Genomic DNA, 12463 nt, shown 5'->3' on the forward strand with positions numbered 1-12463 from the left:
ATAGAAATCTCTTCCTTTCCACCATACTTTCTAAATATCCTGGATTGAATACGATTTAAAGGACAAATATTTCTCTTTTTTGTACAAACTAATATTTAAAAATATGAAAGTGAGCTTATTATGAAACAAATTTTAATTACTGGGACAGCTTTAGTTTTACTATTTTTACTCTCAGGATGCTCCACTGCTAAATTTGAAGCTGAACATGATTTTAAGGTAATGGATTTTGACTACACCAATCAAAAAAACGAGCAAGTGTCCTTAACAAGCTTAAAAGGGATTCCATGGCTTGCCATGTTTATCTATACTCGCTGTGATACAGTCTGCCCACCCATGACCTCCAATATGATGGACGTTCATGCTGCTATTGAAAATGAAGGCATTCAAAATTATAAAATTGTCGGCTTTTCAGTTGATCCTGCTTATGACACACCTGAGGTATTAGATAACTATTTATCCTACTATCCAGTAGAAAATGAGTCGAAATGGGAGCTTTTAACAGGCTATGAGCAAACAGAAATATCTCAATTCGCTCTCCAGTCCTTTAATACCGTTGCCAAAAAGTTAACAGGCAGTGATGACGTAATCCATGATATAAAGTATTTTCTTGTAGATTCGAACGGAACAGTCGTTAAATCCTATGATGGTTACAGCAACGTGCCTACTCAGGATATTGTTAGTGATTTGAAGAAGTTGGCTCAGTGAGGAGCCGAAAAGCTTTCGGGATACCTGCTGTGAAGATTAGCGTTAGATAAGGCTGAGAACCTCGTCTAATTTATTCTAAAATTAAAATAGGGCCTCCAATATTTTTGAAGTGCCCTGTTTTATTTACTTATTCAAATGTTGGTTTGTAGAACGAGCGGTTATCTAGTGGGAATAGTCTTTCTGTGAATTCGCCTGGTTTGGTTCTAGCTAAGGCTCTTGTAAGCATATTCATCTTCGCATCGATATTATCGATGTAATGGAGAATTTCTGCCTCTTGGATCATAGGCTTCTTCGGACTTCCCCACTCTTCTTTTCCATGGTGGGAAAGAACAATATGCTTAAGAATAACGACTTCTTCTCCATCGATATTTAATTCTTTTGCTGCTTGTCCAATTTCGTCTACCATAATTGAAATATGGCCAAGTAAATTCCCTTCAACCGTATAGGAAGTTGCAATCGGTCCTGTAAGTTCCTTTACTTTTCCGATATCATGTAAAATCACACCAGCATAAATTAAATCTCGGTTTAAGGATGGATATAAATCACAAATAGATTTTCCAAGACGCAGCATTGAAACAACATGGTCTATTAAACCTGACGCATAGTCATGATGGTTTTTTGAAGCTGCTGGAAAAACAGTAATTTCTGGTTGATACTTTTTCAGAATGTATCTTGTAATTCGAGAAATACTTGGATTTTTAATTTCAAAGAAATATTGTGTTAGTTCTTCATACAATTCTTCCTTTGGCGTTGTAGCTGACGGTAGAAGGTCATTTATCTGGATTCCCTCTTCTGGCTTTACAACTCTGATTTGCTTAATTCGCAGTTGATTTTTCCCTCGATAATCGTGAATTTCTCCGCCGACCTGTACAATTACCTCAGGACGATACATGTTTTCATGGTCTTCATTTGTATCCCATAGCTTCGCCTCAATATCTCCACTCTTATCTTGTAGGATGAGTGTCATGAAAGGTTTTCCTACGGTTGTAACACCTTTAGTAGCTTGCTTGATCAATAAAAATTGGTTTACTTGTTCACCCGCTTGGAGTTGTGTGATTCCTTTCATATAGAAAACACTCCTTTTTATATACTAGTTCATTTTTCGATACTACTATTGTAACATGCAATCTCGACTGATACGATTGAAATTCTAAAGAACTACTTCTTTTACCTAATAGAAAATAACTCCTTCGATTAATTGAATTTTCTTTATTTACGATGAATTATCTCAATATATCTTGTATAATGTACTATATCTTCTATAAAAAGGGGTAGGGATGATATGGAAAATTTTCGATTTACAGCGTTTGAAAAAACAGGGGAAATTTTATTTGATGAAGTTTGGACATTTGAAAGTGAAGAGATTGCCAAAGTGGAAGGTCAAAAGCAAATAGAAGAAAAAGGCGTAGAAGAAAAAACTCATCGCCTAGTGAACTCTTCTGGTAAGCTTGTTTTATTCCATATTTAACTTTTAGCAGCATAAAAGACGTCTCGATGAATATCTCGAGACGCCTTTGTTTTATTTACCTTTAAATTGTTGTGCTCTTTTTTCTATAAATGCTTTAATGCCCTCTAAATGATCCTCTGTTTTACGCATTTTCACTTGCCCGCTTGATTCCTTTTTCAAAATGCTAGTAAGTTCAGGCAATTTTTCTGAATGCAAAATTTCTTTCGTTTCAAGCATTGCTAAGATTGGAGAGGATAAAAACTTCCCAACAAGTTGGTCTACAAAGCTACCCGCTTCCCCTTCTTCAACATGGTAATCGATCAGCCCTAAGTCATGCGCTTCTTTTGGATTCATGACATCGCCAGCCCAAATTAAATGTTTTGCTTTTGGTGTGCCCACTCGCTCTTTCATAAAGAAATGACCAGCACCGTCTGGAATTAATCCAATTCCTATAAAATTCATCGCAAGCTTACTATTCTCCTCTGCCACGATAACGTCACACCCAAGTGCCAAACTAAAGCCAAGACCTGCCGCTGCACCACGAATTTCTGCAATCGTAATCATCGGTAATTGGTAAAGAGCTAATACCATACGCGTTATGTAGCTCATAATGTTTTCGAAGTCCTTAGGCTCACCTGAGGTTACCATCATTTTAATGTCACCACCAGCTGAGAAAATATTCCCTTCCCCTTTAATGACTAAAATTTGAACCTCTGGATTATCCTTTAAGAATTCTAAGCAATCAGCAAGCTCCTGCATCATTAATAGATTCATAGAATTTGCAACGTTCGGTCTGTTAAAGGATAAGGTTGCACGTCGATCAGCAATCTCTATCTTGATTGTTTCATAAGCCATTCTATTACCCCCAAGTTTAAAATGAATATCCATTCAGTATATATATTCAACTTTTCTCTACATTTTCCCTTTATTTACTTAAATATTCACCAACTTTTCTTCCAGTAAACAGACATCCTCCAACAAATGTCCCCTCCAACGATCGATAGCCATGAACGCCACCTCCACCAAAGCCACTCACTTCACCAGCTGCGTACAGTCCTGGAATCGGCTCCCCGCTTTCACCAAGTACTTGTCCATTTAAATTTGTTTGCAGGCCACCTAAAGTTTTTCTCGACAAAATGTTTAGCCTAACTGCAATCAGCCGCCCATTTTTTGAATCTAGAAGCTTATGTGGTTTAGCTACTCTTATTAATTTATCGCCCAAATATTGTCTGGCACTTTGAATTGCCATTACCTGCATATCCTTTGTAAACTTATTATCCAGCTCACGATCCCTAGCTAGAATTTGATCTTTTATTTTTATAAAATCGAGCAATTCGTTGCCAGCCAGCTTGTTCATGCCTTCTACTAAATCCTTCAAGCTATCTGCAATGATAAAGTCCTCGCCATTATCCATGAAGGCCTTTACTGGAGCTGGTGGACCTGGTAAAACTCGCTTTAGTATTTGTTGAATGCTTTTGTTTGTAATGTCTGGATTTTGTTCAGATCCCGATAAAGCAAATTCTTTTTCAATCATTTTTTCAGTTAATATAAACCAAGAATAATCGTACCCAGTTTTTGAAATAGCCTCTAAGGTACTTAGAGTATCAAAGCCGGGGAAATTTGGAGCACCAAAACGATTTCCTAATGCGTCAAACCATAAAGAAGATGGTCCTGGTAATATTCTTATTCCATGATTATGCCAGATTGGATTCCAGTTTTTCAGCCCCTCAGTGTAATGCCACATTCTGTCTCTGTTCACAATTCTTGCGCCAGCATTCTCTGAGATTTTCAGCATTCGTCCATCCACATGAGCAGGAACCCCTGTCACCATACTTTGCGGTGGCTCCCCAAGTCTGCCTGGCCAATTTTCTCGCACAAGCTCTAGGTTTGCTCCAATTCCTCCACTAGCCACAATAACTGCATCGCCATAATATTCAAACTCCCCTACCTCTATTCTCGAGCTTTCCTGCCCTCGCTCAATTGAACTTTCTTCAAGGACCTTCCCTTTTATTCCTACAACTACTCCATTTGAAGAAAGAAGCTCATCTACCTTATGGCGAGGTTTATAATCTATTTTGCCTTCTAGTGAAGCTTGCTCGACCTTTTTGGCAAAAGGCTCAACAATTCCCGGACCGGTTCCCCAAACAATATGAAAACGAGGTACTGAATTTCCATGTCCGCCAGCTAATGAGCCTCCTCTTTCTGCCCAACCGACAACCGGAAAAAATTTTACGCCCAGAGACTGTAACCATTCATATTTTTCTCCTGCTGCAAACTCCACATAGGCTTTTGCCCACTGATATCCCCATTCATCCTCGTCTTCTAATCTATCAAACCCAGCAGTCCCCATCCAATCTTGCCATGCTAATTCCTTAGAATCCTTAATGCCAAGCCTTCTTTGCTCTGGAGAATCCACTAAAAATAAGCCACCGAACGACCAAAATGCTTGCCCCCCAATTGAATTTGCAGGTTCTTGGTCAACTAGTAATACTTTTTTCCCTGAGTCGATTAATTCACAGGCAGCTGTTAGACCTGCAAGACCTGCACCAACAATCACAACATCATATTTCACATTTCCACCCCTTTTGACTATTAGCCTATATATAGATTTCTTGATGCATTTTTTGTTTCCCTTTAAACTTTATTTTTTATTTTTTCATTTGACTGACAATATTCGCTTTATCGCGTTAATTGTGTAAATTACTTTTATCGTTTTCTAACATCCCTGTTAGCAATAAATGCAATAATATTCTGACTTTTAAGCTTATTTTATTTATTACGAGGAAATTCCTTCCGAAAATACGTTATCCAATTAGCGAACATTATTTAAATGAAACGTAAATATAGTTCGTATTTTAATGTGAAAAGTAAGCCTTTTCATAATGTTTTTCAAATTATTTTAGATATTCTGTTGACAGAACTGAACAATAGGGATTATGATGTTAACAATTAAATCAACGAAAAATATAACGATGGAGACATGCTCGTTCGATTGAAATCCTTAGAGAGCTGATGGTTGGTGAAAATCAGTGATTTCTACGATTGTAGTTCCACTCCTGAATAGATAAGCTGAAAACTTAAAGTATGCTTGTCCGTGTCATGCACGTTACGCATTTGCTTAGAGGCTGACCAAAATTATTTTTGGCAGCGAATAAGGGTGGTACCGCGTAAGTTTGTTAATTTTGCCTTTCGCCCCTTACATAAAAATATGTAGGGTGTGGGAGGCTTTTATTTTTTTCATTTTTTAATTCACTTCTAACATCAGGTGTCAACTTAATTGTCAAAATAATTCGTAAATTCATTTAAGGGGAGAGATTATTTATGGTAACAAAAACTGTAACTGCAACTAACTTTATTAATGTCTTTATCGCTGATCCACTAAGTGAGGATGGGATTTTCCCTCTTCGCCAAGAAACAGAATTAAACCTAAACGTTGTAATCGAAACAGGCCTTACACCGGAACAATTAATCGCTAGAATTGAAGATGTTCATGTGCTTTTAGTACGTAGCCAAACTAAAGTGACGCGTGAAATTATTGCTGCTGCAAAAAACTTAAAGTTAATTGGGCGTGCTGGTGTTGGCGTTGACAATATTGACCTAGCCGCTGCTACTGAACATGGGGTAATTGTTGTCAATGCACCGGATGGTAATACAAACTCTGCTGCAGAGCATACGATTGCAATGATGACATCACTTGCTCGTCACATCCCTCAGGCTTATAACGCCTTAAAAAATGGGGTTTGGGATCGTAAATCTTATGTAGGTGTAGAGCTCAAAAACAAAACTTTAGGTGTTGTTGGTTTTGGCCGTATCGGAACAGAAGTAGCTTTCCGCGCAAAAGGTCAACGAATGAATGTTATTGCATATGACCCATTCCTAACTGAAGAACGTGCAAAAGAGCTTGGCATTACAAAAGGGACTGTTGATGAGGTGGTTCAAGCTGCTGACTTTATCACGGTACATACGCCATTATTACCAGAGACACGCAACTTGATAAATAAAGATAAATTCGCAATCATGAAAAACGACGTACGCATTATAAACTGTGCACGTGGTGGTATTATTGATGAGGAGGATTTATATAATGCTATCGTTGAGGGTAAAGTAGCAGGCGCTGCACTTGACGTTTTCGTTGAAGAGCCAGCAACAAATCATAAATTACTAACTTTACCTCAAGTAATTGCTACACCCCACTTAGGTGCATCAACAATCGAGGCACAAGAATCAGTAGCTGTTGACGTTTCTAACGATATTATCAAATTCTTTAAAACAGGCACGGTTACAAACCCAGTGAACATGCCATCCATACCAAAAGAATTATTGGCACAGGTAGAGCCATTCTTTGAACTAGCAGAGAAATTAGGAACATTCCTATCTCAAGTTACAACTGAGCCGATTAAAGAAATCAACATTTCATATGCGGGCGAAGTGGCAAACTATGATGTGCGTCCCTTAACTTCAAATAACTTGAAAGGCTTATTGAAGAAAAATCACGGAGAGCATGTAAACGATGTGAATGCACGCTACTTATCTGAACGTATCGGTATTAAAATTAATGAACATAAAACAACAACTGCTAAAGGGTTCACAAACTTAATAACAGTTGAAGTGAAGACTGAAAACGAAGTTCACACTGTAGCTGGTACACTGCTTAATGGTTTAGGTGCACGTATCGTGAAAGTAGAAAACTATGTAGTAGACGTGATTCCACAGGGTCACCTACTTTACATTAAAAATACTGATAAACCAGGAGCTATCGGCCGTGTAGCTACAAAGCTTGCAGAAAAAGATATTAACATCGCAACTATGCAGGTTGGCCGCGATCAAATAGGCGGAACAGCAATTATGATGCTAACTATCGATAACGAAGTAACATCTGAAGACTTAAACTACGTAGAACAGCTTGAAAATATCGATGAAGTAAAAGCTATCACACTTTAATAAGCTGGAATGCCTCACGACGATTTTGTGGTGAGGCATTTTTATGTGTTTTATATGAAGCCTGTGGATTGTGGATGTAGTTAGATCGAGTTCAACAGGAGGAGTGAGGTGTAATTTTGGTGTGTGATGCGGTGTCTGATACGGTTTGGACTGAGGTTGGCTTTGGGAATAAGGTTCATTTTGGTTATGAAGTGCATCACGGGCTTACTTTTACTTGCCGCATTCCCCCCTTATGAAACGCATCCCCACCCACAAACAAAAAACAGATGAAGGAAACTCTATCATTTCCCTCACCTGTTTCTAGTTACTCTATCGTTTTGAGCAGCTCCAGAAACTCTGTCAGAGATGCTACTTCATAGGTTGGTTCTACTTCTGTATCGTTTACTTTGCCTTCACGATTGATCCATACGTTTTTCATGCCTACGCCTGCAGAGCCTTTAATGTCTGTGTTTAAGTTGTCGCCAACCATAATTCCTTCACTTGCTGTAATCCCTGCTTTATCCATCATAAATTCAAATAGCTCTACTTTTGGCTTACCTTTTCCAAATTCACCTGAAATGATAACTAGATCAAAATAAGGGCGAATCTCTGGAGTGATTTCAAGCTTTAGGTTTTGTAAACTTGGTGCTCCATTTGTTAGTAATACCAGCTGATATTTATCCTTTAACTCATCTAACACTGCATATGTATCCTCATATACAAATGGGGATTTTTTACGTTCCTCAACAAAACGCTCCCCTAATTCAGCACCAAGTGTCGCATCGTCAATGCCAAGAGTCATTAAGCCTTTTGTCCAGGCTTCTTTGCGATATGCCGGAATAATCTCTTTCATTTTTTGAAAGGATTCTGTTGGATCGTCAAATGTTCCCCATAGTCCCTCAAAGGGATTAATGCCAATTAGAACAGTATAATCGTAAGTTTCGTAGGCTTCATACAACTTTCGGGCTTCGATTTTTACAGCTTCTTCAAGCTCAGCTGCATCAATATAGCATATTTGCTGTGCATACTCACAGGTTTTTTCAAAAGCAGTTTTCACACTATGCTTATCCCACAGTAAGGTATCGTCTAAATCAAAAATAATTGTTTTTATTGGCATGTCCCTATCTCCCATATCATTCGATTTGCTATCTATTCGGCGTAACAACTATGTTTTCACTAATAATTTTATCATATTTTCAGAATTATTAGGATAATAGATTTCCAGCTTATTTGTCCTTTTACCAAATAAAATCTGGTCACCTAATTGAAGTTATACAAGCTCTGGCAACAGCATATGTTCATTTAAACACCAATTAGCTACCAGAAGAGGGAGAGAGATGATGATTAAAAAGTTTGCATCTGACGCTCTAGGACTATCGGATATTGGGAAAATGTTTGAACCCTTTGATTATGATAAAACGGAATCGGATGATTATCTTCTTTACGAAATGGGAGAGCATATTTACTTTCTTGTTAAAACCAAGACAGATGAATATTGCTTTACTAATTTAGCATTAATTCATGTGTACGGTGATTCAGCTGTTAGTAAAAAACGTACATTAAAACGGTATGACTATAAATTTAATACATTACGTCAAGTATCCTTCGAAACAATCGGAACAATGGATTTAGATAATGAAATAAAATTCACGATTGGTGAAACTGCTTTTAACATTGAGATTCATAAAAAATTTTCTGAGAAAGCAAAAGACCTGTATAAATGCTTAGTCACAATGGAGCGAATCATGCGTGAAAATGAAAAGCATCGAAACTATATGTTCGATAGCTTAGAATATGCCACGAGGAGCCTTGCTTCTTCAGGACATGGCCAAGCTTCTCCTTCTGAATCCTTTAAATCCATCGCTGAATTTACAAATCAATGGTTACAGGAAAGTAGCCGAAACTACACAAAAGAAGATTATAGTGATGTATTTGATCTGTTTATAAGAAATTAAATGATAAAAACCCGTACTCTTCCTACTACGAGTACGGGTTTATTCATCATAATGCTAGTTTTTCTGATTTTTCAATCGGTCCAATAAATTTTGAACTTTTTCTTTTTGCGCCTCCGTTTGCTCTTGCAAAACTGTAATTTGATAATTTTCTCCATCATCGAGGATTTGCACTATATCCCCTTCATTTACTGGAACATCAATCTTTGCACGATGGATTAATAATTGATCCGTTTCGTCAGGTCGTTTTAGGAATATCGCATAATCCCCTTCGAAACGATCTAATGTATAAGCGTTATTGTTCACTAACAATTTCCCCTTTCGGATTTAGTAGTTGGGCAGTATCACCACTATTTAACCACACTTGACGACCTGTCCATTTTATATAACCATCCCCATCCTTTGCATCAGGACCACTAGTAACAAAAATTATTTGTCCCGAGGATAATGTAAGCTTTGGGAAAGTAAACATTTGATTGCCTTCTACTGAATAGAGCTGCCAATCAGCTAGGTTTACATCTTCTGTACCATTATTTTTAATCGCTACAACTTCGCCTTCTAAATCTAAGTTATCAATCACTATATCTCCAGTTGTTTGAATGTTCTTCTTATCCTTATTACTATTAGTGTTTGGGTCGCTCTCGCCTTCACCGTTACTCGATGGCGCTATTGAGCTTGTTGCCCCGATTCCTGTCCATTCATCAGCTAGAACGTCATACTCTTCTCCATCTGTTTCAACTACGATAGTTCCCGCTTCAGCTGTACCGTAAATTTTACTTCCAACCTGCTGGAGATTTTGAATAACCTCATAATGGGGATGTCCATAAGAATTATCTTGTCCATAGCTCAATATTGTCGTTTCTGGATGGACTGCTTCTATAAACTGTAAAGAACTGCTTGTATTTGAACCATGATGGCCTGCCTTTAAAATCGTTGCACGCATATCAAACTTAGCCATCATTTCTTCTTCTAACTCAATTCCCGCATCACCTGTTAATAAAAACGAAATCTCGTCATAGACTAGCTTTAAAACAATTGATGCGTCATTGTTATCCTTTGCATCATGATCTGCACTTAAAACTGAAATTTGGAGTTTATCATCAAGTAATACATCCTCATTTATACTTGCCACCTGAAATGGAATATTGTTAGTTTCAATAAGCGATAATACTTCTTCATAAGTTGCCGATGTATGTACTTTGCCCGAATCAATAAAGTTATCAATTTTAAGTGTATTTATCACTTCAATTAAGCCGCCAATATGATCTGCATCGGGGTGGGTTGCAACAACATAGTCTAATTTTTCAATACCAAGACTGCTCAAATAGTTAACAACCTCCTGACCTGCCCCTTTTGTTCCTGCATCGATAAGCATATTGTGCTTGTTTGGAGACTCAATCAAAATGGAATCGCCCTGACCCACATCTATAAAATGCACTCTCAATAAATCATTGACTACCATCGTTGAATCGGCAGCCTCATCTTCAATCTGTTCATTTTGATTTTTGGTTGCTGGATTACTCGACGTACTATCCGTATTGCTCGAGCAACCAACTAGAAATAATATACAGCTAACTATAACTAAAATTTTTCGCATAATGTCTTTTCCTTTCCTTCACAATTTACATTATACATAGTGTAAATGCATTTAATCTTTAGATACCCTTTTTTTCGCAAAATAAAAGGAATAGCATTATTCGCTATTCCTTTTAAGTATTCACTGTATATTGATTACGTCCATTACGTTTTGACTCGTAAAGAGCATCATCTGCTAATTTAAAGATTTCCTTATAATCCGTTAGCATCCCATTCACATTAGTACTAACACCTAAACTTATACTAATCGATATCTTTTCTTCATCGAGTTCAATAATTGTGTCTGATATGTGATTATAAAGATTATCAACAATTTCTATCAGCTCATCCTTAGATGAAACTTTAACCATTGCAACAAATTCATCCCCACCATAGCGTGCAAAAATACTATCATATGCCGATAAATACTCCGCTGCCATATTGGCAACAGATTTTAATACATCATCCCCTACAAGATGGCCAAATTGATCATTTATTTGTTTAAAATAATCGACATCAAGGATAAAGAAGCCGATTAATTGTGCAGTCATATTCGCTTCTTTTAACCACTTTTTAATATTTTTTTCAAAGTAACGGCGATTGTAGCAGGTTGTTAGGGGATCCTTAGTTGAAATCGATTCAAATTGTTTTTCATTTTGAGTCATTTCGATTTGTAGTAAATTCTGATTTATATTAATCTCTTTTATCTTCAAAAGGATATTAATATAGTCCCTTTGTATGGCGATCAGAAGATCCTTATCGTTCAACTCCGTGACCACCTCTAACAAAATATTATTAATCTCTTCTAATAAAATTAAATCATTATTTTTCGAAGCAAAGTCCTTGGCTTTCACTAAAATCTCATTTGCTTCTTCAAAACGTTGTTGTGCTTTAAACCACAGCCCCTTATATTGCAAGACGTAAATAGACGTTTTCATCCATTGCTTACCATCTATATAGTCAAATAAAAAATCAAAAAGCTCTTCTGCTTTTATGAATTCTCCTAGGTTTGTATAAGCCTTGGCTAAATTTAGCTTCAGCAGCACTATCAGCTCTTCTTCATTTGAATCATCCAGCTTCTTTGATAAATCAAGACCTTTTTGAAGATGCTCTACTGCGTTTGCTGGTTCTTCTTCAACTAAGTAGTAAACACCTAAATTATTGTATATCTTACATAGAGTGAGAATATCATCTAATTTCGTTGCAAGAGCTTTCGCCTTATTTAAATATTCGAAATTCTTCTTCTGATTTCCAAGCTCACCACAGACTGTAGCATACATATTTAAATAAATTGTTTTTTGTCCATCTGCCCCATGCTCGTCAATCCACTCTGTAACCTTCTTTAAATCACCAATACAGCTCTGGATATCCCCAAGAATAAAATATATTTTGCTTCTTTTTATATATAAATCTATTAATAAATTATAGTTTTTTTCTTGTAATGCAAGACTTGCTGTTGGTTCAAATAAGTTTAAAAATTCGTTAAAGCGGTCTTCTCTAACTAGAGCTTCCATGGTAATTTTCAATTCTTCTAGTTCTTGCAACTCATCACTCCCTAACCAATCCCCATTACTTTTCTCATAATAATCATAATCTATTTATACATGATTTACGAATCATTTACAATAAATGTAATCTAAAAATCTTGCAAAAATGAAAATTCAGTCTTTTTAAACACTATATCATTTCAACTTTTTTTTTGAAATAACAAAATGAGTTAATTACTATAAAATACACCTTTAAGCCATTATAAAAAGGCCCCCAAAAATTAAAATGTACCCTATAAGATGGACACTTTAAAAAAAGTCCTTCTTGTAGGGTACTTTTGTTTATAATGAGAAAAAAGATGTTGGAGCGGAATTAG

11 protein-coding genes and 1 other annotated feature are annotated in these 12463 nt (G+C 36.7%); of the genes, 4 read left to right on the forward strand and 7 right to left on the reverse strand.

All coding sequences use genetic code 11. The features are described 5' to 3' along the window. Positions 1-120 precede the first annotated feature (120 nt). Positions 121-705 (forward strand): SCO family protein, encoded by a 585-nt coding sequence (locus BJ095_RS11030; RefSeq protein WP_107933755.1) that lies wholly within the window; start codon positions 121-123, stop codon positions 703-705. 127 nt (positions 706-832) lie between these two features. On the opposite strand, the gene yhaM is transcribed toward BJ095_RS11030, so the two are convergent. After that, positions 833-1771: a 3'-5' exoribonuclease YhaM gene (yhaM, locus tag BJ095_RS11035; protein WP_107933757.1), complete on the reverse strand. Its 939-nt coding sequence runs from the start codon at positions 1769-1771 to the stop codon at positions 833-835. Between the two features lie 216 nt (positions 1772-1987). Between yhaM and BJ095_RS11040 the strand changes: the two genes are divergently transcribed. After that, on the forward strand, positions 1988-2173 hold the full coding sequence (locus BJ095_RS11040) for a YhzD family protein (protein WP_107933759.1): 186 nt from the start codon (positions 1988-1990) through the stop codon (positions 2171-2173). A 51-nt stretch (positions 2174-2224) separates the two neighbouring features. On the opposite strand, the gene BJ095_RS11045 is transcribed toward BJ095_RS11040, so the two are convergent. Next, on the reverse strand, positions 2225-3007 hold the full coding sequence (locus BJ095_RS11045) for an enoyl-CoA hydratase (RefSeq protein ID WP_107933761.1): 783 nt from the start codon (positions 3005-3007) through the stop codon (positions 2225-2227). 70 nt (positions 3008-3077) lie between these two features. After that, a complete protein-coding gene (locus BJ095_RS11050) occupies positions 3078-4724 on the reverse strand; it encodes an FAD-binding dehydrogenase (RefSeq protein ID WP_107933763.1) in 1647 nt (548 codons plus the stop codon). 388 nt (positions 4725-5112) lie between these two features. Next, positions 5113-5352: a binding site (T-box leader), on the forward strand. Positions 5353-5473: 121 nt separating this feature from the next. Between BJ095_RS11050 and serA the strand changes: the two genes are divergently transcribed. Continuing rightward, positions 5474-7093, forward strand: a complete 1620-nt coding sequence (serA, locus tag BJ095_RS11055; RefSeq protein WP_107933765.1) for a phosphoglycerate dehydrogenase — start codon at positions 5474-5476, stop codon at positions 7091-7093. 304 nt (positions 7094-7397) lie between these two features. On the opposite strand, the gene BJ095_RS11060 is transcribed toward serA, so the two are convergent. Next, positions 7398-8189: an HAD family hydrolase gene (locus BJ095_RS11060; protein WP_107933767.1), complete on the reverse strand. Its 792-nt coding sequence runs from the start codon at positions 8187-8189 to the stop codon at positions 7398-7400. A gap of 223 nt (positions 8190-8412) precedes the next feature. Here BJ095_RS11060 and BJ095_RS11065 point away from each other — a divergent pair, with 223 nt between their 5' ends. Beyond that, the gene (locus BJ095_RS11065; RefSeq protein WP_107933793.1) at positions 8413-9027 is read left to right on the forward strand and encodes a PH domain-containing protein; all 615 of its coding nucleotides are present in this window, start codon (positions 8413-8415) and stop codon (positions 9025-9027) included. A 54-nt stretch (positions 9028-9081) separates the two neighbouring features. Here BJ095_RS11065 and BJ095_RS11070 read toward each other — a convergent pair whose 3' ends face one another. The 3 genes from BJ095_RS11070 to BJ095_RS11080 all read right to left on the reverse strand — a co-directional run bounded on the left by BJ095_RS11070 (position 9082) and on the right by BJ095_RS11080 (position 12143). Then, positions 9082-9330 carry a DUF3006 domain-containing protein gene (locus tag BJ095_RS11070; RefSeq protein WP_107933769.1) on the reverse strand — a complete coding sequence of 83 codons (249 nt, stop codon included), beginning with the start codon at positions 9328-9330 and terminating at the stop codon, positions 9082-9084. Next, entirely contained in the window at positions 9320-10621 is a 1302-nt protein-coding gene (locus BJ095_RS11075) for an MBL fold metallo-hydrolase (protein ID WP_107933771.1), read from the reverse strand. Before BJ095_RS11075 ends, BJ095_RS11070 begins: the two co-directional genes overlap by 11 nt. A 112-nt stretch (positions 10622-10733) precedes the next feature. Continuing rightward, positions 10734-12143, reverse strand: coding sequence for a tetratricopeptide repeat-containing diguanylate cyclase (locus BJ095_RS11080; RefSeq protein ID WP_107933773.1), 1410 nt, complete (start codon positions 12141-12143; stop codon positions 10734-10736). Between the last annotated feature and the right edge of the window lie 320 nt (positions 12144-12463).

This window comes from Ureibacillus chungkukjangi (assembly GCF_003217295.1).
Taxonomy (GTDB): domain Bacteria; phylum Bacillota; class Bacilli; order Bacillales_A; family Planococcaceae; genus Ureibacillus; species Ureibacillus chungkukjangi.